Annotated in this window: 19 protein-coding genes; 10 read left to right on the forward strand and 9 right to left on the reverse strand. The window is 58.9% G+C overall.

Features of this window, described 5'->3' with window-relative positions:
• The first annotated feature begins 199 nt into the window (after positions 1 to 199).
• The 8 genes from B5E42_RS07120 to speB all read left to right on the forward strand — a co-directional run bounded on the left by B5E42_RS07120 (position 200) and on the right by speB (position 9657).
• Positions 200 to 832 (forward strand): hypothetical protein, encoded by a 633-nt coding sequence (locus B5E42_RS07120; RefSeq protein ID WP_343214180.1) that lies wholly within the window; start codon positions 200 to 202, stop codon positions 830 to 832.
• Between the two features lie 49 nt (positions 833 to 881).
• Positions 882 to 2402, forward strand: a complete 1521-nt coding sequence (locus B5E42_RS07125; protein ID WP_087238078.1) for a DNA methylase — start codon at positions 882 to 884, stop codon at positions 2400 to 2402.
• On the forward strand, positions 2399 to 2842 hold the full coding sequence (locus B5E42_RS07130) for a hypothetical protein (RefSeq protein WP_087238080.1): 444 nt from the start codon (positions 2399 to 2401) through the stop codon (positions 2840 to 2842). The genes B5E42_RS07125 and B5E42_RS07130 overlap by 4 nt, the downstream gene beginning before the upstream one ends.
• Before the next feature lie 7 nt (positions 2843 to 2849).
• Positions 2850 to 3686, forward strand: a complete 837-nt coding sequence (locus B5E42_RS07135; protein WP_087238082.1) for a KilA-N domain-containing protein — start codon at positions 2850 to 2852, stop codon at positions 3684 to 3686.
• A 63-nt stretch (positions 3687 to 3749) separates the two neighbouring features.
• Positions 3750 to 4772 carry a serine protease gene (locus tag B5E42_RS07140; protein ID WP_087238084.1) on the forward strand — a complete coding sequence of 341 codons (1023 nt, stop codon included), beginning with the start codon at positions 3750 to 3752 and terminating at the stop codon, positions 4770 to 4772.
• Between the two features lie 819 nt (positions 4773 to 5591).
• Positions 5592 to 6956 (forward strand): sigma 54-interacting transcriptional regulator, encoded by a 1365-nt coding sequence (locus tag B5E42_RS07145; RefSeq protein ID WP_087238087.1) that lies wholly within the window; start codon positions 5592 to 5594, stop codon positions 6954 to 6956.
• A 257-nt stretch (positions 6957 to 7213) separates the two neighbouring features.
• Complete coding sequence (gene nhaC / locus B5E42_RS07150) at positions 7214 to 8698, forward strand: Na+/H+ antiporter NhaC (RefSeq protein ID WP_087238089.1); 1485 nt, start codon at positions 7214 to 7216, stop codon at positions 8696 to 8698.
• A 35-nt stretch (positions 8699 to 8733) separates the two neighbouring features.
• On the forward strand, positions 8734 to 9657 hold the full coding sequence (gene speB / locus B5E42_RS07155) for an agmatinase (RefSeq protein ID WP_087238091.1): 924 nt from the start codon (positions 8734 to 8736) through the stop codon (positions 9655 to 9657).
• 594 nt (positions 9658 to 10251) lie between these two features.
• Here the strand turns inward: speB and B5E42_RS07160 are convergent.
• The 8 genes from B5E42_RS07160 to B5E42_RS07195 form a co-directional block, all read right to left on the reverse strand.
• Entirely contained in the window at positions 10252 to 11409 is a 1158-nt protein-coding gene (locus tag B5E42_RS07160; protein ID WP_087238093.1) for a site-specific integrase, read from the reverse strand.
• A 670-nt stretch (positions 11410 to 12079) separates the two neighbouring features.
• Positions 12080 to 12877 (reverse strand): fructoselysine 6-kinase, encoded by a 798-nt coding sequence (gene frlD, locus B5E42_RS07165; RefSeq protein ID WP_087238095.1) that lies wholly within the window; start codon positions 12875 to 12877, stop codon positions 12080 to 12082.
• Positions 12874 to 13734: a fructoselysine 3-epimerase gene (gene frlC, locus B5E42_RS07170; protein ID WP_087238098.1), complete on the reverse strand. Its 861-nt coding sequence runs from the start codon at positions 13732 to 13734 to the stop codon at positions 12874 to 12876. The genes frlD and frlC overlap by 4 nt, the downstream gene beginning before the upstream one ends.
• Before the next feature lie 61 nt (positions 13735 to 13795).
• On the reverse strand, positions 13796 to 14791 hold the full coding sequence (locus B5E42_RS07175; RefSeq protein ID WP_087238100.1) for an SIS domain-containing protein: 996 nt from the start codon (positions 14789 to 14791) through the stop codon (positions 13796 to 13798).
• A gap of 22 nt (positions 14792 to 14813) precedes the next feature.
• Positions 14814 to 15911 (reverse strand): spermidine/putrescine ABC transporter substrate-binding protein, encoded by a 1098-nt coding sequence (locus tag B5E42_RS07180; protein ID WP_242967051.1) that lies wholly within the window; start codon positions 15909 to 15911, stop codon positions 14814 to 14816.
• Between the two features lie 79 nt (positions 15912 to 15990).
• Positions 15991 to 16818 carry an ABC transporter permease gene (locus tag B5E42_RS07185; RefSeq protein ID WP_087238101.1) on the reverse strand — a complete coding sequence of 276 codons (828 nt, stop codon included), beginning with the start codon at positions 16816 to 16818 and terminating at the stop codon, positions 15991 to 15993.
• A 1-nt stretch (position 16819) separates the two neighbouring features.
• Positions 16820 to 17734 (reverse strand): ABC transporter permease, encoded by a 915-nt coding sequence (locus B5E42_RS07190; RefSeq protein WP_242967052.1) that lies wholly within the window; start codon positions 17732 to 17734, stop codon positions 16820 to 16822.
• 13 nt (positions 17735 to 17747) lie between these two features.
• The gene (locus B5E42_RS07195; protein WP_087238103.1) at positions 17748 to 18827 is read right to left on the reverse strand and encodes an ABC transporter ATP-binding protein; all 1080 of its coding nucleotides are present in this window, start codon (positions 18825 to 18827) and stop codon (positions 17748 to 17750) included.
• A 359-nt stretch (positions 18828 to 19186) separates the two neighbouring features.
• On the opposite strand from B5E42_RS07195, the gene B5E42_RS07200 reads away from it, so the two are divergent.
• Together B5E42_RS07200 and B5E42_RS07205 are read left to right on the forward strand one after the other, a co-directional pair.
• Positions 19187 to 19939: a GntR family transcriptional regulator gene (locus B5E42_RS07200; protein ID WP_087238105.1), complete on the forward strand. Its 753-nt coding sequence runs from the start codon at positions 19187 to 19189 to the stop codon at positions 19937 to 19939.
• Entirely contained in the window at positions 19929 to 20696 is a 768-nt protein-coding gene (locus tag B5E42_RS07205) for a GntR family transcriptional regulator (protein ID WP_087238107.1), read from the forward strand. Before B5E42_RS07200 ends, B5E42_RS07205 begins: the two co-directional genes overlap by 11 nt.
• A gap of 402 nt (positions 20697 to 21098) precedes the next feature.
• Here the strand turns inward: B5E42_RS07205 and B5E42_RS07210 are convergent, their stop codons facing one another.
• The gene (locus tag B5E42_RS07210) at positions 21099 to 22256 is read right to left on the reverse strand and encodes a site-specific integrase (RefSeq protein WP_087238109.1); all 1158 of its coding nucleotides are present in this window, start codon (positions 22254 to 22256) and stop codon (positions 21099 to 21101) included.
• Between the last annotated feature and the right edge of the window lie 723 nt (positions 22257 to 22979).

A 22979-nucleotide genomic window follows, 5' to 3' on the forward strand; every position in this document is an offset into this window, starting at 1 on the left:
TCCTTTGCGGCTTTCATTTGAGAAAATATCTCGCCCCTATGGCACGGATAGAACAAATGTGCTATAATCGAGACAGAACATGCTCAGGGAGGCGGTCACCGTGGCAGTGGAGGACGGCGTGTGGATCATGCGGGGGCTGGACTGGGACGACCCCAGCCGCATCCAGAGCTGAGAGGAGCTCATCGGCTGGATTGACGAGGTGGGTTTCCTGCCCCTGTTCAAGAACGAGGTGGACGGCTTTTCCGCGGAGGAGAACACCTCCGACCTCTACTGGTGGACGGGGGACGAGGAACAGGACCCCTGGGAATGGCGGCGGCTGATCGCCCGCAGCGGCAAGGTGGCCTACGGCAAGTTCTTCGGCGGCAAGGCCGGGTTCATCTCCAAAGCCTGGTTCCCCCACTTTGCCAACTGGCGGCGGGACGGCTATGACTTTGACAGCCGCTGGGAGGACGAGCTGGCCTCTATGCGCCAGAAGCGGATCATGGACTGCTTTTCGGAGCAGGACGAGTGGTTCTCCTCTGAGCTCAAGCGCCGGGCCGGCTTTGGCAAGGGCGGGGAGAAGAACTTCGAGGGGACGGTGACCGACCTGCAGATGGGCGGCTATCTGCTCATCCGGAACTTCCGGCAGCGGGTCAACAAAAAGGGCCTTCCCTACGGCTGGCCCATCTCGGTGTACGCCACCCCGGAGGCCCTGTGGAGCTATGACCACGTCACCTCCGCCTACGGCGCAAATCCGGCGGAGTCCAAAGCCCAGGTCTATGAGCAGGTGCGGGAGCATTTCCCGGAGGCGGCCCAGGAGGAGCTGGACGAGGTGCTGGGCTGGTCCCGATAATGGGACCGGCGGTGTGAGATACTAACGCGGAGAAGGGAGTGACCGGGGCGTGAAGGAAGAGTGCTATGTGTGCTGCGACCTGAAGAGCTTTTACGCCTCGGTGGAATGCGTGGAGCGGGGCCTGGATCCCATGACCACCAACCTGGTGGTGGCGGACAAGCGCCGGACGGACAAGACCATCTGCCTGGCGGTCTCTCCCTCCCTGAAAGCCTATGACATCTCCGGCAGGGCCCGGCTCTTTGAGGTGGTCCAGCGGGTGCGGGAGGTCAACGCCCGCCGGCAGCAGCGGGCGCCGGAACATCGGTTCACCGGCTCCTCCTGGCACGACCCGGAGCTGCGGAGAAACCGCTCCCTGGCCCTGGACTACATCGTGGCTCCGCCCCGGATGGCCAAGTATATCGAATGGAGCACGAGGATCTACCAGGTGTACCTGAAATACGTGGCCCCGGAGGACATTTTCCCATACAGCATCGACGAGGTGTTCATGGACGTCACCAACTACCTGGACACCTACAAGATGACCGCCCGGGAGCTGACCCGCACCATCATCCTGGATATCCTCCAGACCACCGGCATCACCGCCGCGGCGGGGATGGGCACCAATCTGTACCTGGCCAAGGTGGCCATGGACATCGGGGCCAAGCACGTCCCCGCCGACGAGTACGGGGTGCGCATCGCCTGGCTGAACGAAACGGACTACCGCCGGGCCCTGTGGACCCATCAGCCCCTCACCGACTTCTGGCGGGTGGGAAAGGGATACGCCGCCAAGCTGGAGGCCCACGGCCTGTACACCATGGGCGACATCGCCCGGTGCTCCATCGGCAGGCCGGAGGACTTCCATAACGAGGAGCTGCTGTATAAGCTGTTCGGGGTCAACGCGGAGATCCTTATCGACCATGCCTGGGGCTGGGAGCCCTGCACCATCGCGGACATCAAGGCGTACAGGCCGGAGAACAAGAGCATCGTCTCCGGCCAGGTGCTCCAGCACCCCTATGACTTCGACAAGGCCCGGCTGGTGGTGCGGGAGATGGCGGACGCCCTGGCCCTGGATCTGGTGGACAAGGGGCTGGTGACCAACCAGTTTGTCCTGACCGTGGGCTACGACAGGGAGAACCTGGACGACCCGCGCCGCCGCCAGAGCTACCACGGTCCGGTGACCACCGACCACTATGGGCGGCAGATCCCCAAGCACGCGGTGGGAACGGAGAACTTCCCCTACACCTCCTCAGGCACAGACCTGCTCCGTGCGGCGACGGCGCTCTATGACCGCATCGTGGACAAAAACCTGCTGATCCGCCGTCTGAGCATCAGCGCCAACAAGCTGCTGGATGAGGCGGAGGCGGCCCGGCAGTGCCCCGCGGAGCAGCTGGACCTGTTCACCGACTACGCCGCCAGGGAAGAACAGGAACAGGCGACCGAGGCCGCCCATGCCAGGGAGCGGAAGCTCCAGGAGGCTATGCTGGGCATCAAGAAGCGATATGGCAAGAACGCCATCCTCAAGGGCATGGACCTGGAGGAGGGCGCCACCGCCCGGGAGCGGAATCAAACCATAGGAGGACACCACGAATGAGCGGACGCTACGACGACATCATCGGCCTGCCCCACCCCACGTCCCAGCGGCATCCCCGGATGCCCATCCGGGAGCGGGCTGCGATTTTCAGCCCCTTCGCCGCCCTGAGCGGCCACGGGGCCGCCATCGCGGAGACCGCCCGGCTGACGAAGCGGCGGATGGAGCTGGACGAGGATACCAAGGCGGAGTTGGACCGCAGACAGGCCGTCCTGCTGGCGCACATCGGGGAGCAGCCGGAGGTTACGGTCACCTGGTTCCAGCCGGACGAAAAGAAGGACGGCGGGACCTACGTCACCACCACAGGTCGGCTGAAAAAGCTCGACACCGTCCAGCGGGTCCTGGTCCTGCTGGACGGAACCAGCATCCCGCTGGAGGATGTGGTCGGTCTGGAGGGCGATATCTTTCAGGAGTTCATTGACGATTTGATATACGGGAGGTAAGCAGCAGGTGAATAAACTGGTTGTCCGTGGGACAGAGGTCAGTATCCAATGGAATATGGAGCGGGATGACTATATCAGTCTGACTGATATTGCGAAAGTGAAGGACAGCGATAACCCCAGATACATTATCCAGAACTGGATGCGGAACCGAAATACAATAGAGTTTCTTGGGGTCTGGGAATCTCTCTACAATCCAAATTTTAACCGTGTCGAATTCGATACGTTTAAAAGCCAGGCCGGCCTGAACAGCTTTGTGATGACTCCGCAGAAATGGATCGAGGCCACATCCGCGATAGGGATCGTTTCCAAGGCTGGCCGTTACGGCGGGACGTATGCCCATAAGGAAATTGCCTTCGAGTTTGCCTCCTGGATCTCGGTTGAATTCAAACTATACCTGGTCAAAGAGTTTGAGCGGCTCAAGGCAGAAGAGATGCGGCGGTTTGGCTGGGACATCAAGCGCAATCTAGCTAAAATCAATTATCGCATCCATACCGACGCCATCAAGGAGAACCTGATCCCGCCGGAACTCTCCTCCAAGCAGATTTCCCTCGTTTACGCCAGTGAAGCAGATGTCTTGAACATGGCTCTGTTTGGCATGACCGCACAAGAGTGGCGGGATCGTCACCCGGAGCTGAAGGGCAATATCCGGGATCACGCAAATGTTTCTCAGCTCGTGTGCCTTGCCAATCTGGAAAATCTGAACGCCGTATTTATCGGCGAGGGGATGCCCCAGGCGGAACGGCTGGCAAGGCTGAATGCCATAGCAATCAGCCAGATGCAGGTGCTGACTCAGGATCACCGGATCGAAATGCTGGAGGCGCAAGTAGATACAGGGAACAAGTAGAGTGATTGAGGCGTTGTCATTTGTATTCCATTGAAAAAGAGGAAAGTTAGTTGAGAGGTCATTATGAAAGAATTTAATGATTACGACAGAAAATATCCGAATCTTGTAATGGATATTCTTGATTACTTCAAAATTGAATCCGGTATTGATAAGAAGTCAATTCTTAAATTTTGTACAATGCATGGTAAGAAAAATGGTGGCGGAGTCGATCTTGTATATCAACCTGAAATAGTAAGCAGAATTTGTCAAAAACTTTGCAAAAAGAATAAGCTATCAGCGTTGCGAACAGGTAGCGGCCTGGGCTTTGATGACAATTATGGATTCATTATCCACAACAAACACGAGTGGGAACGAAACTACAACAAGTTGCGCCATTACTATAATTCTTTAGTATACGGATTCGAATATATTTATTACTTTTATAAAGAATTAGTTATTCCGCTTGTATGGGAAAAAGGAAATGGAGATTACTCTGCAGGCACGGGTTTCAAGTTTTATGGCGGTATTGTTACAGCGAGGCACTGCATAGAAGATCCTAAACACCTATCGATTAAAGGTTTTTCGGCGGCTGAACTACGGGAAAGCCAAATTCTTGTACCAAACAATCCAAATCTTGACATTGCATTTATCGATGTAGGTCGATCTGATGATTTAGAGGTATTTATTGATGATGGAACAATTTTACAAGATGTTCTAGTAATGGGCTATCCCAAAATTCCTGCATTTACTGATTTTCTAACTGCAGAAAAAGGAACAATTTCAAGCAAGGCTGAATCCAGATTGACTCCAACGAAAGGAGCCGTTGCGGCTTTCGGAGACAACTATTTATCTGGGGCCGAACTCATGCTTATTACTGCAAGAATTAGGGGTGGGAACAGCGGCGGGCCCGTAATAAATGAAGATGGTTCAATTATAGGAATCGCCTGCCAAACGCCATACTATGACGATGAGATTGGAGATTACGATGATTTAGGCTATGGAATCGCCGTGCCTATAAAATATTTGCTAGAGGTTTTACGGGGGAAAAATCAAACCACAAGGAAAAATAAAGATTTTTTTAGAGATAATACTTTATGTGGCGAATGAACGCACTCGATGAAAATGAATTCAGCCTGCGCTGGGGTATAACCCATGGCAAACACTCATACGGTGCAAAAGTGCCGCCAAGCAGAAGGCCGACATTCGCATTCTTCAAATATCCAGATTGGAGTCCAAAGACATAAAAGTACCGCATTCCGTTGGAATGCGGTACTTTTTTCACTTTTTCGACCACTTGTTTTTTGCGTTTCTAACACTTTTCTAACACACCGTCCTGTGAAATAGCCTGTGGCAGCTGTAATTTGCTGATACCGGGCTTTATCCTAGTACTAAAATCGAACGCCCCCAAAGGGCCCAAAATCGGGGCCCTAGGAGGCGTTCTTTCTCTGGAACTGAATGGCCTAGATGGTCAGGATTACCGCGTCATGACTGCCCTGGACAGCCGCCGCCCCACACGCGGCCCAACGCCGCCGAAATCCCCGTTTCAGTAGCACCGCCTTCACCTCCACCCCCAAAACCGGCACACAGGGGAGGCACGGCCGCGACAGGGAGCTTCCTTGTGGTTATCTGCCTCTCCTTCTGGAGTGGGTGTGAGCCGTGCCCGCAAATGCGCCGTGCAGTAGCTTGCGGCAAGCCAGGGTGCTCTGCTTGCCCCACCCAAGGGTGAGTGATCGAGCTTTAGAGGCTGCTCCATTCCCAGGTACAATACCCGTCTGACTGACTTGTACTGCCCAGAGAATTGTCCAATCGCGGCTTTTATGGTATATTGATCAGGAAACCATGGGCACAACCAGCGCAGAGGAATCTACCCAGGACACGTCTGGTGCGGAAAGCGCTAGCTTTGGATAGCGGTGAGGTGAGCAGCACATGATCGGAAAATGGCTCAATTACATGGCCAGGCTGCACGACGGCGTGGACGCCATTCTGATTGCAGATCGTCATGGAATAATTGAATATTCCGCTATGTTTTCAGAGCGGGAAAATGGCATGATTGACGAGGGCTTTATCGGGAAAAGCATCCTGGAGGCATACCCGGAGCTGACTGAGGAGACCTCCAGCCACTTCCGGGTGATGCGGACGGGCAAACCGGTGCTCAATGAAAAGCAGGAGCTGACGGACTTCTACGGCCGACGGATCATGCTGGTCAGTTCCACCTTTCCCCTGGAGGACGGCGGGGAGCTGATCGGCACCATGGAGACCTCGGTGTTCTATCACAAGGACTCCCAGCTGGACGGGAAGAACCACTGGCTGACCAATTCCCACACGGGCCTGTTTCGCCTGGAGGACATCATCACCCGGAATTCGGAGATGCTGGCCCTGAAGGACACCGTGCAGCGGGTGGCCGCCAACCCCTCTCCGGTGCTGATCTGGGGGGAGACCGGCACGGGCAAGGAGCTCTTTGCCCAGGCCCTCCACAGCCACAGCACCAGATCCAAGGGCCCCTTCATCTCCCAGAACTGCGCGGCCATTCCCACCACCCTGCTGGAGAGCACGCTGTTCGGCACCACCCGGGGGAGCTATACCGGCGCGGAAAACCGGAAGGGCCTGCTCAAGCAGGCCGACGGTGGCACCCTCTTTCTGGACGAGGTCAACTCCATGGATCTCTCCCTCCAGGCCAAGATATTGAAGGCCATTGAGGAGAAGAAGTTCAGGCCCGTGGGCGGAGAGCAGGATGTGCACAGCGATGTGCGCATCGTCTCCGCCATGAACGTGGATCCCATCACCGCCGTGCGGGACGGACTGCTCCGGCGGGATCTGTTTTACCGGCTGGGGGTGGTGCAGCTGGCCCTGCCGCCCCTGCGGAAGCGGCCGGAGGACATTCCGCTGCTTACCGACTTCTATGTGGAGCGGTACAACCGGAAAATGGAGCGGACGATCACAGGGGTCAGCGAGCTGGTGCGCAACGCCCTGCTGGCCTACGACTGGCCCGGCAACGTGCGGGAGCTGCGAAACGCGGTGGAGTCGGCCTTTAACCTGTGCACCGGCTCTGTGATCCAGCTCAGTGACATCCCGCGGTACATCTTTTACCACGAGGAGGAAAAGGCGGCGGAACCGGCGGCGGAGGCCCTGCCGGACGGCATGGGCCTGCAGGAGGCGGTGCGCCGCTATGAGAAGGGCCTGATTGTCCGCACGCTGGAGCAAAGCCGCACCATTACGGAGGCGGCGGAGAAGCTGAAGCTGACCCGCCAGGCCCTGCAGTATAAGATGATGAAATACCATCTGAACAGCTAAACGAAAGGCAAGAATTTTTGCAATTTTGCGCAAATTTTCTTGCCTTTTTCTGTTTCTGCCGTTCTGGATCTACTGCCGCCTGAGCCGGACAGCCCTATTCACAAGGGTGTCTGACAAAATCAGGCCCATCTGAAAACCTGGCATCTCTCTTGCTAAATATCCAGGCAGTGATCTGCTGGGAGCCCCATAGGCAAGGTCAGGAGAGGGACGTCAGGCTCCGGTGATCCAGCATGCTGTGAAAGGAACGGTGAAAGAAGATGAACTCCAACCAGTCCGCTCAAGAACCCCGAGCCCTACCCCTCCCGGTGGCACTGCTTCCCATCCTGGCTTTGGTGCTGATCATGGGCAGCGCAGTTCTGCTGTTCGGCGCAGACCCCCATGTGCCACTCCTGATGAGCACCGTCGTATCCGTCATTATCGGTCTGATCTACGGCCACAAGTGGAAGGATATCCAGAGCCGGATCATCGAATCCGTTAGCTCCGTGTCTGAAACGGTGCTGATTTTGATGCTGATCGGTGGCCTTGTGGCCATGTGGATTGTCTCCGGCACGGTTCCCGCCATGGTCTATTACGGCCTGAAGGTCATCAACCCGTCCTTTTTCCTGGTTACCAGCTGTGCGCTGTGCTGCATCGTCTCGGTGGCCTGCGGCAGTTCCTGGACCACAGCGGCCACTGTAGGCATCGCACTGATGGGAATCGGCGCCGGTCTGGGCATCAACCCAGCCATGACGGCCGGCAGTGTGGTCTCCGGCTCCTTCTTCGGTGACCGGCTCTCCCCTCTGTCCGACATCACCAACCTGACCTCGGCGGTGACCAAGGTCAACCTGTTCGAGCATATCCGCCATATGATTTACACATCCGCCCCCGCGCTGATCCTGGCGATGATTATCTACTTCTTCCTGGGTCTGCAGTATTCCAGCGACAGCATGGACATGAGCACCATCTATTCCATGCAGCAGACCCTGGCGGCAAACTTTGACCTGAACCCCATCCTGCTGCTTCCCCCTGTCCTGGTGGTGCTGATGGTGGTCTTCCGGGTACCTGCCATCCCCGGTCTGGCAGGGGGCATTGCCCTGGGCGGCGTGTTCTTCATCTTTTTCCAGGGCGGGCTGCAGATGGGCTTTTCCGCCAGCTTCCAGACCATTATCGAGTGCATCAATTACGGCGCGGTGGTGGAAACCGGCGACGCTTTCATCGACGGCCTGCTCACCAGAGGCGGGATCCAGGGCATGCTCTACACCATCTCCCTGATGATTTGCGCCATGGTGTTCGGCGGAAGTCTGGAGCAGATCGGCTCTTTGCGCGTAGTCTCCGACAAACTTTTGAATCTGGCCAGAGGAACCGGCTCCCTGGTTCTGGTCACTATTCTGTCCTGCATCCTCACCAATGCGCTAACGGGCGACGTCTATCTGTCCCTGATGATCCCTGGCCGCATGTACTCCAACGAGTACAAAAAGCGGGGCCTGCAGGGAAAGAATCTATCCCGAGCTCTGGAGGACGGCGGTGCGGTCAGTTCCTGCTTCTTCCCCTGGAACGCCTGCGGCTCTTATATGAGCAGCACGCTGGGCGTGAGCTGTGCTGCCTATGTACCCTTTGCTTTTGTCAACCTGATCACCCCCATCGTTTCCATTTTGTTTGCCTATGCCGGCATTACCATCATAAAAATGACCAAAGAAGAATGGGCACAGGCTAAGGCCCAACTGGCTGAGACCGGCGAACCCTCCCTGTCCGAGGAGCGCTGAATGATATTTAAAGAAATAAGAAAGAGGCGATCATTATGTTGCTGCAAAATTCCGTCATCCACGATCCCGCCATCTGGGCGGGGCTGAACCACCCCGAGCTTTCTCTGGAGGAGGCGGACATCGCTGTTTTCGGCATCCCCTACGATGGAGGGGTCAGCTTCCGCTCCGGCACCTGCGAGGCGCCCCAGGAGCTGCGGAAGATCACCCACACCATCTCTCCCACTACCGAGGACTTCCGGGACATCTCCCCCCTGAAGGTGAAGGATCTGGGGGACTGCGTCGGAAAAGACCGGGACGAGATGTTCGCCGAGGCGGAGGAGCTGGCCTTCCAGGCCGTGAAGGCGGGCAAGTTCTTCACCATGATCGGCGGCGACCACTCGGTGACCATCCCCGTCCACCGGGGCATCAACCGGGCCGTGGATGAGGACTTCGGCATCATCCACATCGACGCCCACTTCGACCTCTGCCACGAGATGCACGGCGACACCCTCTCCCACGGCTCCACCGAGCGGCGGGCCACGGAGCTGTCCCACGTGGGGGACAGCGACCACCTCTACTTCCTGGGCATCCGCTCCATCGAGTCCGACGAGCTGGACTTCTACCACAGCAACAAGGTCAACGTCCTCTCCGCCGCGGAGATCGACCACCAAGGCGTCCCGGCGGTGCTGGAGCAGGTGGTGGGCCACATGAAACGCTTCTCCAAGGTCTACATCACCCTGGATATCGACTGCCTGGATCCCGCCTACGCCGCCGGCACCGGCACCCCGCAGTTCGGCGGCCTCACCGCCCGGCAGCTGCTGGACATCCTGAAGGGGCTCTTTGACGGCCTGAACATCATCGGCATGGACGTGGTGGAGGTGGCCCCCAAGCTGGATCCCTCCCTGGCCGCCCTGTTTGCCGCCCGGAAGATCGTTACCGAGTGCTGGGCGCATCACTACTTTAAGAACCTGAACCCCTGACAGAGGCGCCCTCCCCAATAGGGCAGCTATTAGAGCCTCAAAAGGCTTCAAGGCAGCTGCTGCCGCGGCTGAAGATTCAAAATGCTCCCCCTTCAGCCAGAGAAGGCCCGGCAGAATAGAATTCTGCCGGGCCTCTCTTTTTTGCCCTTCGTTGCATTGATAGGGCAAATGGTTGCTTTCTATAATGGAATTAGCGGCAACAAATCATCTCCTGCCAATGGTGAAGTTTCTGCTTCTGAAGCGGGCCATTCTCTTGTTTATTGCAACGCAAAATCTGAGGTTGGCAAAACTTTGACCCAGAATCTGACCCAGAACAGGAAAAATCCCGGCGGAGCGGAGAGCATATGACCTCCGGGATCTGGAAGATTTCCGGAACAAAAAGGACCGGAAAGGGCCGGAAATCAACGGATTGAACCTCTGATAGCAGCTCATAACCCGGAGGTCGAAGGTTCAAATCCTTCCCCTGCAACCATAAACCCGTCAGAATTCGTGGATTCTGACGGGTTTCCTTTTGTTTTCATCACTTTTTCGGGCTGATTATTTTTGCCGTTTTGGTCTGACCCAAACCGCGACCCATACGGGATCTCGGAGCGGTCAGGGCTGGAGAGTTCCAGAGAGGACGCTGCCCATGGTTTTTGCCGCCTGGCGTTGGGATGCCGTGGTCACGTGGGCGTATGTGTCCAGGGTGAACCCCGCAGAGAAGTGCCCCAGCATCCCGGACACCGTTTTCACATCCACCCCGTTCTGCAGGGCCAGGGTGGCAAAGGTGTGGCGCAGATCATGGAACCTAACCCTAGGCAGCCCCGCCCGTTTCAGCACCCGGTGGAGCATGTGCAGCACGCTGTCCGGGGAGATTGGACCGCCGGTAGGGCTGGGGAACACCCAGGGGCTACCGCCCACTTTTTCCTTCTGCTCTAACAGAATGCTTACCGTATCCTCTGCCAGCGGCAGGGTGCGGTAGGCATTTTTCGTTTTTAGTGGCGCATCCACCACCTCGCCGTTGATTCGGGCAATCTGCCGCCGAACCCGGAGGTCGCCCCGCTCTAAATCAATATCCTCCCATTTGAGGCCGAGAAGTTCTCCCCGGCGGAGCCCGGTGGCCAGCTCCAGGTAGTAGAGCTCATACACACCGCTTTCTTTTGCCTCTCTCAGGAAGGACTGTAGCTGTTCCACCGGCAGAGTTTTCATCTCCCGGTGCTCCAGCCTGGGCAGGGCGCAGCCCTCCGCCGGATTGGCGACGATTAGTTTCTGCTCTTTGGCTAAGCTCATCGCAGAGGAGATGATCTGGTGGATGTTCCGCACTGTCTTGGGGCTCAGCCCTTTGGCCTGGTGCCTGGATTCCAATCGGTCTACGCGACCGTTGGCCAGCAGCTTCTTGTAGAACTTCTGTAGTTCCGGAGAAGTGAGCTTTTCCAGCGGGATTCTTCCAATATTGGGCTTGATGTGGTTGTCGATGTACCCACGATAGGTCTGATGGGAGGAGGGCCGCACCTTCACCTTGGCGTAGTGCTCGAACCACACCTCCATCCACTGGCCAACCGTGTACCGACCAACCTTGGCCGCATCCAGCCCCTTCGCTTCCTCGATTGCCTGCTTCAACTTAGCCTTGACCTCCGCCTGGGTCTTTCCCAGGACGTTTTTGTAGATAGCCTTGCCCGTCTCCGGATCGCGGCCGGCGGTATATCGTCCTTCCCATCGGCCATCTTTCCGCTTGCGGAGGTTACCCTCCCCGTTGGCCCTTCGTTTTGCCATGGCTTATTACCTCCTTTGCAGCAACACAGCATACCGCAGAAGGGGAGAAATAGCCATGCCAACGGTGCAGAGTTAACAGAACATTATCATTTGCCTTTTCTTTGTTTTATGCGGCGCAGGATTTGCGTATCCTATGCAGGGAAGGGTGCTCCTAGCCCAAACGCCCCCACAGCGTCGGTTAAAAAGGCCGGAACCAGCTGAAAACACTGGATTTCTCAAATTGACGACCACCTAAAACCGCTGTCTGTGGTGAAAAGGTGCACCTTCCGCGAAAGCCGGAAAAGCCCCGCACCGCGGGGCTTTGTGGCCGGTAGGTGGACGCTTGCGACCACCTACCTTTATCCTAGTACGAAAATCGAACGCCCCCAGAGGGCCCAAACAGGGCTTCCCGGAGGCGTTCTTCTGTTGGAATTGAATGTTCTGGATGGTCAGGATCACCGCGTCATGACTTGTCCAAGACAGCCACCGCCCCACACACGGCCCAACGCTGTCCAAATACCCTCGACAGGGGCACCCGCCTCCATCCGCTCCGAAACCGGCACACAGGGCCCACACGGCCGTGACAGGGGTCTTCCTGTGGGCGTCTGCCCCTTCCCGGAGAGTGGGTGCGGGCCACGCCCGCAAAAGGCGTTTGGCGGCCGCTTACGGCAAGCCAGGTGCTCTGCTTGCCTTACCATGCCCCGGCATAGCCCAGGGTGACGCTACTGTTTTCGGCCCCCAGGGCCATGCAGGCTGGGATGTCCTCCCCCCGCATAAGGCCGTAGAGGAAGCCGGCAATGAAGCTGTCTCCGGCGCCCATGGTGTCCACCACCGTGCAGGGCACGATGCCCCCCCGGTAAAACCGGCTCCCGTCAAAGGCCAGGCTGCCCCGCTCTCCCCGGGTGGCCACTACGAGCTCCGGTCCCTTGGTGTGGATGGCGCGGAGGATGTCCTCCAACTCCCTGTCTCCGGCGGAGTCGTTGGAGAAAAAGGCGTAGTCCACCCAGGGCAAGGCCTTTTCCGCCGCCGGGTCCTCCGGCCGGTTGGCGCAGTCGAAGGCCACCGGTACCCCCCGGGTCTTCAACCGGGGCAGGTCGCCCTCCACCCGGCCCCACAAACCGGACACCACCAAGTCGTGGCCACAGAGGAAGTCCACGTCCTCCTCCGTCAGGCGGAAGTTCTCCATCACCCCCTCCTCGTAGTCACCGAACACCCGGTCTCCGTTTACGACCGTCACGTGGGACAGGGCGGTGGAGCCGGGCTCGGTGTGCAGGTGGGATACGTCCACCCCTTTGGCCGCCACAGCCTGCCGCATGAGTCTGCCATATTTGTCATCCCCCACCACGCCGGTATAGGAGGCGCTACCCCCCAGCCGCACGGTGTATACCGCAACATTCACCGGGTTTCCGCCGGGGTAGGCGTCCCCCGTCTGGTCGTATAGGTCGATGCAGTTGTCCCCCACGGCGGCCAGCCTGATGTCGTCCTTCATAGCTTCCTCCCAGCGCTTGTGCGCGTTTTTCGCAGATTTTCCGTCTCCATGGCCCGCACCCGCTCCAGGGCCCGGCGGGCATAGAGGGCGGGCTCGGACAGGTAGGCGGTGACCAGCTCGATGGTGGCCTTCCCCTGGTAGCCCCGCTCTGCCAGTTCCCTCAGAAGCTCCGGCAGAGGCAGGATCCCATCGCCGGGGATCAGATGATCGTCGCTGTGCCCATCGGAGTCCACCAGGTGCAGATGGGCCAGCTTCTTCCCCAGAAGATCCAGATAGTTTTCCACTGGCTCCCCCGCTGCCGCTGGGGGCACCACGTCGCACATGCCCAGCAAGCAGGGAGAATCTACCTCCTCCAGGGCCTGAGCCAGCTCCCCGGCGGTGGTGCACAGGTTACTCTCCCATGGGGTAAGGCTCTCCAGCAGAATTTTATGATCCAGTGCCTCCGCTCTGTCCGCCAAACGGCGCAGGCTCTCCACCAGCCGGGCCCACAGCGCCCGCCGGGGCACGCTATATCCCCCGTGGCCCACGGAGATGAGGGTGTACTCAGCCCCTAGGGCCTTCCCCATCTCCAGACACAGCTCCAAATATTCCATGCTGTCCTCCCACTGGGCGCGTCCTCCGGCCATATAGTTGTAGGGGTAGGCGTTGTGTTCCGGCGTGTAGACGTATACAGGCATCTGGTATTTTTCCACCATAGACCGGATTTCTGCCACACCGCCCAGCCGGAGATCCGGGGCGAAGGCGTGGGGGCGGCCTCCCCAAAGCTCGATATAGTCATACCCCAGCCGCCCGGCATCGGAAAAGGCCCGCTCCAGGGGATAGCGCTGATAGCCGCTGGTAAACATACCCAGTTCCATTTCGTCCTCCCGAAAAGGGCGGCCCCGAAGGCTGTTCGGGGCCGCCCTTTGATGGCGTGACTCAGTAATCCAGCCGCCGGTAGTAGCGCCGGATCTCCATAGGATGGCAGTTGATGGCCTCCATGTGAGCGTCAATGCGCTGGGTGACGGCGTGGGTCACCAGATGGGACAGGTTTCCCCGATACTTGTCGTCGATACCGGGCAGAGCGTAGTCCCTGGAGTCGATGACGGTATAGTTGGCACACACGCGGGGCAGGAACTTCACCACCCGCTCGCCGAGGGGCCGCTGGGCATCCTCTCCCACAAACACGGTCACCGGGGTGTCCCGATCCACGATTTCCAGCATGCCGTGGAAGAACTCGGCGGCGTGGATGCTCTTGGTGCGGATCCAGTGCTGCTCCTCCCAGTAACACATGGCGTAGGAGTAGGTGGAACCGTACTGGTTGCCAGCGCCCACGAAGTAGTGGAGCCTGTCATCGTGGTGCTTCTGGGCGAACTCCAGGCCGAAGGCGTCGGCGGCCTTCTCCACTTCCACCAGATCCCGGGCCAGATGGGCATCCAGTTGGGCGTAGTACTCGTCGTACTCCGGGAACTCCCCCCGGTTGTACATAAACCGGTCGGCCACCATGAAGAACTTCAGCTGCTCATTGGCGGGGTAAGCGATCTCCCAGTCCACCATTCCAGCCAGCTGGGCGGTCTCCACGTCGATAAAACCCAGCACCCTGGCACCGGCGGCCTTGACTTTCTCCACGCCCCGCACCATCTCCTCGGTGCTGCCGGTGACGGAGGAGATCACTACAATGGTTCCATCCCCCACCCGCCGGCTGCCGGTGGTCAGGTACTCCGCCGCGTTCTCCACAAAGAGCTCCAGGTCGGAGCGCTCCTTCATGTGGACCTCGGCCTGGAGGCAGGAGGCCCAGGTGCCCCCGATGCCCAGCCAGCATAGGTTGCGGAACCCCTTCTCACAGATCTCGTCCACAATGGCCTCGATCCGCTGCCGCAGGGCCAAGGCCCCCTGTACGCTGGCAATCTGTTTTTCCTCGTCAAATTTCAGCATAGAGTCCTCCTCGGCTGGCGGTTTACTCGCCGACCTTCAGCATCTGATAGTAGTCGTTGTAGATGGTCAGGGCCTCGCCCACATCCTCCTGGAAGAACACATTCTCTTTGTAATCGAAATCCTTGGAGGGGTCGTTGCGGTAGGACTCGGGGGCGGCGGCCACAGCGGCGTCGTTGGGGCAGAAGTAGGGGAATTCCTCCAGGTTCTGGGCCATGACCTCGGGGTCGCAGATATAGTCCAGGAACTTATATGCCAGGTCGGTGTGCTTGGCGCCGGTGGGGATAACATACATGTCAAAGCCCAGCTGCACCGCGTCGTCGGTGAAGGGGGCCACAGTCAGGGGGCTGTCCGCGCCGCCGGTCTCGGCAAAGGCCCAGGAGGCGTTGCCATCATAGGTGAAGGCCACGCTGGCGGTGCCGTTGGTCAGGTTCTGCTCGGCGTTGCCGTAGGCCACCACGTTGTCGTTGTACTTCACCAGCCACTCATAGGCCTCGGCCAGCTCCTCCTCGTTCTCGGAGTTGGGGTCGTAGCCCAGGGCCACCAGGGCCATGGGGAACAGGTTGCGGGCGCCGTCGATGGAGGTGATCTGCCCCTTCAGGGCGGGGTCGATCAGGTCGTTGTAGCAGGTGATCTCGATGGGGCAGGTCTCGGTGTTGTACACCACATAGATGTAGTTGCCCAGGTAGGGGATGCTGTGGTTAGGGGAGGACCAGTAGGCGGGGTTGATGTTGGAGGAGTTGGGGATGCGGGACAGGTCCAGCTCCTCCACGTAGCCGCCGGCGATCAGGGACTCCATGTAGGCGTCGCAGGTCATGATCAGGTCGTACTGGTCGCCGCCGCCGGAGGTGAGCCGGGTGACGGCGTCGGCGTTGTCGCTCATGTAGGAGATGTTGACGGTGCAGTTGTTGGCCTCCTCAAAGTCGGAGACCACCTGGTCGGAGATGTACTGCTGCCACATGTAGATGTTCAGCTCGGTGCTGGCGGTCTCCTCGCCGGTGGGGGTCTCGGCGGCGGGGGTCTCCCCGGAGGGGGGCTCGGCGGCGGGCTCGTTGCCGCCGCCGCAGGCGGCCAGGGCCAGAGCCATGGTCAGGGCCAGGATCAGTGCAAGAAACCGTTTCATTTGTCTGCCTCCTTGTGATGTTTGGTTGAGACTGCTTCTATGCCGTATCCGCCGCGTCCTCCCGCGGCGGGGTGGGCCGTTACCGGGCGGCCGCCTTCTCCCTCCTGCGGAGCAGGGCCTTGACGCCGTTGCTCAGCAGCATGGCGGCCACGATCACCAGGATCATGATGGTGGTCAGGGCGTTGACGTCGGGGGTGACGCCGGTGCGGTTCATGGACAGGATCAGCACCGGCAGGGTGGAGTTGCGGGCGCCGGAGAGCATGTTGCTCATGACCACGTCGTCGATGGACAGGGTGAAGGACAGGAAGGCGGCGGACATGATGCCGGGCACCATGCTGGGCAGGGTGACCCGCAGGAAGGTCTGGATGCGGTTAGCCCCCAGATCCATGGAGGCCTCCTCCAGTTCGTAGCCGTCGCCGCTGATGCGTCCCTTAATGGTGACCACCGCGTAGGGGATGCAGAAGGTACAGTGGCCCACCAGGATGGATCCCAGCCCAAGGGACAGGCCCACGTTCATGAAGATGATGAGCAGGGCCACGGCCAGCACGATCTCGGGCACGATGATGGGCACGTAGAGCATGCTGTTGATGAAGCGCTTGCCCCTGAACTCGTACCGCTTCAGGCCCAGGGCGCCCAGGGTGCCGATGACCACCGAGATCACCGTGGCCAGCACCGCGATGACCAGGGAGTACCACAGGCTGCCGATGAGGGCGTCGTTCTCCAGCAGCTTGCCGTACCACTGGGTGGTGAAGCCGTTCCAGTAGAAGTTGTACTTCTGGTCGTTGAAGGAGAAGACCATCATCACCGCCACGGGGATGTAGAGCACGGTGTAGATGAGGATGGCGTACACGTCGCCCAGAATGCCGAGGCGCCGCTTGCGCCGCTGAGTCTTGGACAGGGCCGCCATGTCACACCACCTCCATGTCTTCCAGCTTGGCGAAGCGGGTGTAGATGAAGATCAGCAGCCCGGTGATCACCAGCAGCAGCACGGACAGGGCCGCGCCCAGGGGCCAGTTGCGGATGGCGCCGAACTGGTTCTTGATGATGTTGCCGATGTAGAGGACCTTGCCCCCGCCCAGCATGTCGGACACGGTGTAGATGCCCAGGGAGGGGATGAACACCAGGATCACGGCGGAGAAGATGCCGGGGAAGGTGAGGGGCAGGGTGATGCGGAAGAAGGTCTGCCGGGGGTTGGCCCCCAGGTCGGAGGAGGCCTCCAGCAGGGAGTTCTGCAATTTCTCAATGGTGCTGTACAGGGGGAGCACCGCGAAGGGGAGCATGTTGGTCACCAGGCCCAGCATCACCAGGGGGTCGGTGTAGATGAAGGTGATGGGCCCGCTGGTGATGCCCGCCCACTGGAGGAAGGTGTTCACCGGGCCGCTGGTCTGGAAGAGGAGCAGCCAGCTGTTCAGCCGCATCAGGGAGTTGGTCCAGAAGGGGATCATGATGAGCATGATCAGCTTGGAGGCCACCTCCGGCGGCTTGCGGGCGATGTAGTAGGCGAAGGGGTAGCCCAGCAGCAGGCAGGCCACGGTGGTGAACAGGGCCACCTGGAGGGACTTGACGATGACCTTGAAGTAGATGCTGTCCAGCAGGGTCTGATAGCTTTCCAGAGAGAACTCGTACACCACATCGCCGAAGACGCCCCGGGACATGAAGCTGACATAGATGATGTAGAGCATGGGGATGGTGACGAAGAGCACCATCCACGCCGACACCGGCCCGGCCTGGGCCAGAGCGGGGATGGTCTTGCGGCGCACGTCCCGCCGGCGGTTGATGGCCTCCAGCTCGCCGGCGCCGGCGTTTGGCTTGTGACGGCTCATTTCCGCGCCCCCTTTACTGGGCGGCGGCCGACTTCTTGATGGCCACCGATTTTTCCGGGCTCCAGCGGAGGAAGAGCTGCTCCCCCTCCCGCAGGCCGTAGTCCTGCTCGAACCGGGAGAACTTGACCTCCTGGCCGTCCCGCAGGTCCAGGGCGGTCTTGACTACCGTGCCCATATAGGTGAAGTCCTTCAGGATAGCCGGCAGATCGAAGCCCTCCGCCGGCGCCAGGCCGTACTCCAGGTGCTCCGGACGGACAGATACATGCATCTCCTCGCCAACCTGGAACCCCTTGCCGCGTGTGGTGAGCATTCCGGACGGGGTTTCCACCCGCAGCAGGTCCCCCTCCACCGCCTTCACCGTGCCGTCGAAAATGTTGGACTCCCCGATGAATCCGGCTACAAAGCGGGTCTTCGGATGGTCATAGATCTCCATGGGCACGTCCAGCTGTTCGATCACACCGCCATTCATGACGGCAATGCGGTCGGACATGGTGAGGGCCTCTTCCTGGTCATGGGTGACATAGACGAAGGTGATGCCCAGCTTTTTCTGAAGGCGCTTGAGCTCAATCTGCATCTGCTTGCGCAGCTTGAGATCCAGGGCGCCCAGCGGCTCATCCAGCAGCAGCACTTTGGGGTTGTTGATCAGGGCCCGTGCGATGGCCACCCGCTGCTTCTGCCCGCCGGACAGTGCGTCCGGCTTGCGCTTTTCAAAGCCAGCCAGCTGCACCAGGGCGAGCATCTCGGTCACACGGCGCTGGATCTCGTCCTTGGGAACCTTTTTGATGGTCAAACCGTAGGCCACGTTGTCAAACACTGTCATGTGGGGGAACAGGGAGTAATTCTGGAACACGGTGTTCACGTCCCGCTGATAGGGCTCCTTGCTCTCCACCCGTTCCCCCTGCACCTTGATGATGCCGGAGGTGGCATCCTCAAACCCGGCGATCATCCGCAGGGTGGTGGTCTTGCCGCAGCCGGAGGGCCCCAGCAGGGTGAGGAACTCCCCCTCCTGGATCTCCATATTCATTTTTCGTACCACTAGGTTGCTCCCGAACCGTTTCTCCACGTTGATCAGGGATACAATACTCTCTGCCATGCCCGATCTCACCTCATTTTTGGTTAAAAGCCGCAAAAATCCAGGCGGAAACCGGGTGGTTTTCCTCCGCCTCTCTCTTTGCCTGCATCATAGCATATCTTCCCAGGGATAGCAATCTCTTTTTACAGATAAGCAAAAAATAAAAGCATACCAATTTGTAATTTTAAATATTCTTTGTGCTCCACAGCTTTTGCAGTTGGAAAAAAACTGAAGAAACGCCGGACTTTTTCCTGCAGGCCGGAGCAGAATTGGACTGAAATCACCTTCACCTGCCTGGATGCGCCATTGTCAGATCTTTGGAAATGTGGTATGCTTTTGACAGATTTTCCGGCCCGGGGCCGGAGGAGGAGCGATGATGAATGGAGGAATATAAGCTCAGGCCGGGTGCCCGGGCGCGGGAACTGCTGGAGGGCTTCCTGGTGGAGTACGGCCTGGCGCCGGGGGATCGTCTGCCCTCTGAGCGGGCACTGAGCCAGCGCTGGGGGCTGAGCCGCTCCACCCTCCGCAACGCTCTGTCCCTGATGGAAGAGGATGGAACCCTCCGCTCCCGGATCGGGGCAGGCACCTTCGTGGCTCCGGCCAAATACACCCGCAGCCTCCAAGGCCTGCTGTCCATGAGTCAGTCAGCCGCGGGACAGGGGCGTACCGTGACCACCCGCCTGCTGCGGCTGGAGCAGGCAGAGTGCGACAAGCATCTGGCAAAGCGATTTGGCCAAATGTTGGGCTATCCGCTTTATAAAATCGTGCGCCTGCGCTCGGTGGATGGGGAGCCGGTGATGATTGAGACATCCTATATCCCCGCAGGGCGTGTTCCCGGCCTGGAAAAGAAGGATCTGGAGCACCAGTCCCTCTTCGCTATACTAGAGGAGGACTATGGCGTGATTCCCCGGGAGGGCGATGAAAAAATCGGCATCACTTATGCCACGGATGAGGAAGCTGCACTGATGGGGGTGGAACCGGAGTCTCCCCTATTCTGGATTGTCAGTACTACCTACGACCAGGGCGGACAGATGATGGAGTACTGCCGGGCAGCAGCCCGGCCGGACCGCCTGCGTATCACCACGGTTATGGAGCGTAAATTGGAAGGGGCGATAACTGAATATGAGGCATGACGAAGCTGTGGGCCCCCAGTCCCCCCTGTATCTCCAACTTCGCGAGCTCATCCGCAGCAAGATCGAAAACGGCGAATATCCCCCCGGCACCGCCATCCCCTCAGTAGGCACTTTGGCTGAGAAATACGGCATCCACCGTCTTTCGGTTCGCTCGGCCATCTCCGCCCTGATCGGAGAAGGGCTGCTCAAGAGTGTCCAGGGCAAAGGGATTTTTGTGGTGGGAGAAAAGCTGGAGCAGGATCTGGAGACTGTGGGCGGCTTTGAACAAACGCTGAAGGCATCGGCCAAGCACTTTGAGCAGCGGCTTCTGGTCAAAGCCAGCCGTACTGCCGGCCCTCTCTATGCCAGCTGGCTGAACTGTCTGGCAGAAGAACCGCTTTATTATGTCAAGCGCCTGAGCCTGCTGGATGGGGAGCCCCTGTCTTTGGAAGAGGCCTACATCCCACAGTGGCTTGTCCCCAATTTAGCCGATGTGGATCTGAACGTATTTCCACTCCATGAGGTGTACGAATTTTATGGCATACACCTATTACGCGGGGAGCAGAGTTTGGGTATCACCCGGCTGGATTCTCCCGATGCCAGGCTGCTGGACGTGGATCCCAGGCGGGGGGTACTCACCCTCCAGTGCGTGCGCTATGGCAGCCCCGAGCGGGCCGACGGGGCCCCCGCCGGCCCCGGGGACGAACAGCCGGTGGAGTTTACTCGTACCCACATCCGAGCAGATAAGTGTGACCTGAGCGTCCATTTTCACCGTTGAGTTCTCAACCTTCTTCTTTTATCTTATAGGCTTTCTCTGGCGCAGTTGGCAGCTTCTTTTTCCTATACCTGCTACAAATTCTGCGGCCGGGCTACTACCTTGACCCAAAACTTGACCCAGAACAGGAAAAATCTCGGCGGAGCGGAGAGCATATGACCTCCAGGATTTGGCAGATTTCCAGAGCAAAAAGGGGCGGAAAGTGCCCAAAATCAATGGATTGAACCTCTGGCAGCAGCTCATAACCCGGAGGTCGAAGGTTCAAATCCTTCCCCCGCAACCATAAACCCGTCAGAATTCGTGGATTCTGACGGGTTTCCTTTTGTTTTCATCACTTTTTCGGGCTGATTATTTTTGCCGTTTTGGTCTGACCCAAACCGCGACCCATACGGGATCTCGGAGCGGTCAGGGCTGGAGAGTTCCAGAGAGGACGCTGCCCATGGTTTTTGCCGCCTGGCGTTGGGATGCCGTGGTCACGTGGGCGTATGTGTCCAGGGTGAACCCCGCAGAGAAGTGCCCCAGCATCCCGGACACCGTTTTCACATCCACCCCGTTCTGCAGGGCCAGGGTGGCAAAGGTGTGGCGCAGATCATGGAACCTAACCCTAGGCAGCCCCGCCCGTTTCAGCACCCGGTGGAGCATGTGCAGCACGCTGTCCGGGGAGATTGGACCGCCGGTAGGGCTGGGGAACACCCAGGGGCTGTCTTCTGCTTTCTTCTTCTGTGCTTCCAGAACGTCTATCGTATCCACCGCCAGCGGCAGGGTGCGGTAGGCGTTTTTTGTTTTCAGAGGTGCCTCCAGCACCTCTCCGTTGATCCGGGCGATCTGCCGCTTAACCCGGAGGTCGCCCCGCTCCAAATCAATATCCTCCCATTTCAGGCCGAGAAGTTCGCCTCGCCTCAAGCCGGTGGCCAACTCCAGGTAGTAGAGCTCAAACACGCCGCTGTCCTTGGCCTCTCTCAGGAAGGACTGGAGCTGTTCCACAGGTAGGGTTTTCATCTCCCGGTGCTCCAACCTTGGCAGGGCGCAGCCCTCCGCCGGATTGCTGGCTATCAGTTTCTGCTCCTGAGCCAGTTTCATAGCCGAGGAAATGATCTGGTGGATGTTCCGCACGGTCTTGGGGCTCAGCCCCTTGGCCTGATGCCTGGATTCCAGCCGGTCCACCCTGCCTTCCTCCAACAACTTCTTGTAGAACTTCTGTAATTCCAGAGAAGTGAGCTTTCCCAGCGGGATTTTTCCAATATTGGGCTTGATGTGGTTGTCGATATACCCACGGTAGGTCTGGTGGGATGAGGGCCGTACCTTCACCTTGGCGTAGTGCTCGAACCACACCTCCATCCACTGCCCCACCGTGTACCGGCCAACCTTGGCCGTGTCCAGTCCTTTCGCTTCCTCGATTGCTTGTTTCAGCTTTGCCTTAGCCTCCGCCTGGGTCTTTCCCAGCACGTTCTTGTAGATGGCCCTGCCCGTCTCTGGATCGCGGCCGGCGGTATATCGCCCTTCCCATCGGCCATCTTTCCGCTTGCGGAGGTTACCCTCCCCGTTGGCCCTTCGTTTTGCCATGGCTTATTACCTCCTTTGCAGCAACACAGCATACCGCAGAAGGGGAGAAATAGCCAGGCCAACGGTGCAGAGTTAACAGAACATTATCATTTGCCTTTTCTTTGTTTTATGCGGCGCAGGATTTGCGTACCCTGCGCGGGGAAGGATGCTCCCAGCCCAAACGCCCCGACAGCGTCGGTCAAAAAGGCTGGAACCGGCTGGGAACATTGGATTTCTCAAATTGACGACCACCTAAAACCACCGACTGTGGCGAAAAGGTGCACCTTCCGCGAAAGCCGGAAAAGCCCCGCACCGCGGGGCTTTGTGGCCGGGAGATGGGCGCTTGCGACCACCTCTCTTTATCCTAGTACGAAAATCGAACGCCCCCAGAGAACCCGAAACGGGACTCCCCGGAGGCGTTCTTCTTCTGGAATTGAATGTTCTGGATGGCCAGGATCGCCGCGTCATGGCTGTCCCAGACAGCCACCGCCCCACACACGGCCCAACACCGCCGAAATTCCCGTTCCGGGGGCAGCTTGCCCCGCTTCCGCTCTGAAACCGGCACACAGGGTGCACACGGCCGCGACAGCGGTTTCCTCCTGCCTGTCCGCCTCGTGCTTGAGTACGCCGGATGCTCACGGTGCAAAGTGGGTGCGGGCCACGCCCGCAAATGCGCCGGGCTGCCGCTTGCGGCAAGCCAGGTGCTCTGCTTGCCCCACCCATGGGTGGGTAAAACGTCCCCTT

It is taken from the genome of Flavonifractor sp. An10, from assembly GCF_002161215.1.
In the GTDB taxonomy this organism is placed as follows: Bacteria; Bacillota; Clostridia; order Oscillospirales; family Oscillospiraceae; genus Flavonifractor; species Flavonifractor avistercoris.

Bases quoted from the DNA above. Each gene is read 5' to 3' on its own strand.
- speB (WP_087238091.1), top strand. From the start codon at position 8,734: ATGTTGCTGCAAAATTCCGTCATCCACGATCCCGCCATCTGGGCGGGG.
- B5E42_RS07130 (WP_087238080.1), top strand. From the start codon at position 2,399: ATGAGCGGACGCTACGACGACATCATCGGCCTGCCCCACCCCACGTCC.
- B5E42_RS07205 (WP_087238107.1), top strand. From the start codon at position 19,929: ATGAGGCATGACGAAGCTGTGGGCCCCCAGTCCCCCCTGTATCTCCAA.
- B5E42_RS07185 (WP_087238101.1), bottom strand. From the start codon at position 16,818: ATGGCGGCCCTGTCCAAGACTCAGCGGCGCAAGCGGCGCCTCGGCATT.
- nhaC (WP_087238089.1), top strand. From the start codon at position 7,214: ATGAACTCCAACCAGTCCGCTCAAGAACCCCGAGCCCTACCCCTCCCG.
- B5E42_RS07195 (WP_087238103.1), bottom strand. From the start codon at position 18,827: ATGGCAGAGAGTATTGTATCCCTGATCAACGTGGAGAAACGGTTCGGG.
- B5E42_RS07160 (WP_087238093.1), bottom strand. From the start codon at position 11,409: ATGGCAAAACGAAGGGCCAACGGGGAGGGTAACCTCCGCAAGCGGAAA.
- B5E42_RS07145 (WP_087238087.1), top strand. From the start codon at position 5,592: ATGATCGGAAAATGGCTCAATTACATGGCCAGGCTGCACGACGGCGTG.
- B5E42_RS07175 (WP_087238100.1), bottom strand. From the start codon at position 14,791: ATGCTGAAATTTGACGAGGAAAAACAGATTGCCAGCGTACAGGGGGCC.
- B5E42_RS07180 (WP_242967051.1), bottom strand. From the start codon at position 15,911: ATGAAACGGTTTCTTGCACTGATCCTGGCCCTGACCATGGCTCTGGCC.
- frlD (WP_087238095.1), bottom strand. From the start codon at position 12,877: ATGAAGGACGACATCAGGCTGGCCGCCGTGGGGGACAACTGCATCGAC.
- B5E42_RS07140 (WP_087238084.1), top strand. From the start codon at position 3,750: ATGAAAGAATTTAATGATTACGACAGAAAATATCCGAATCTTGTAATG.
- frlC (WP_087238098.1), bottom strand. From the start codon at position 13,734: ATGGAACTGGGTATGTTTACCAGCGGCTATCAGCGCTATCCCCTGGAG.
- B5E42_RS07190 (WP_242967052.1), bottom strand. From the start codon at position 17,734: ATGAGCCGTCACAAGCCAAACGCCGGCGCCGGCGAGCTGGAGGCCATC.
- B5E42_RS07200 (WP_087238105.1), top strand. From the start codon at position 19,187: ATGGAGGAATATAAGCTCAGGCCGGGTGCCCGGGCGCGGGAACTGCTG.
- B5E42_RS07210 (WP_087238109.1), bottom strand. From the start codon at position 22,256: ATGGCAAAACGAAGGGCCAACGGGGAGGGTAACCTCCGCAAGCGGAAA.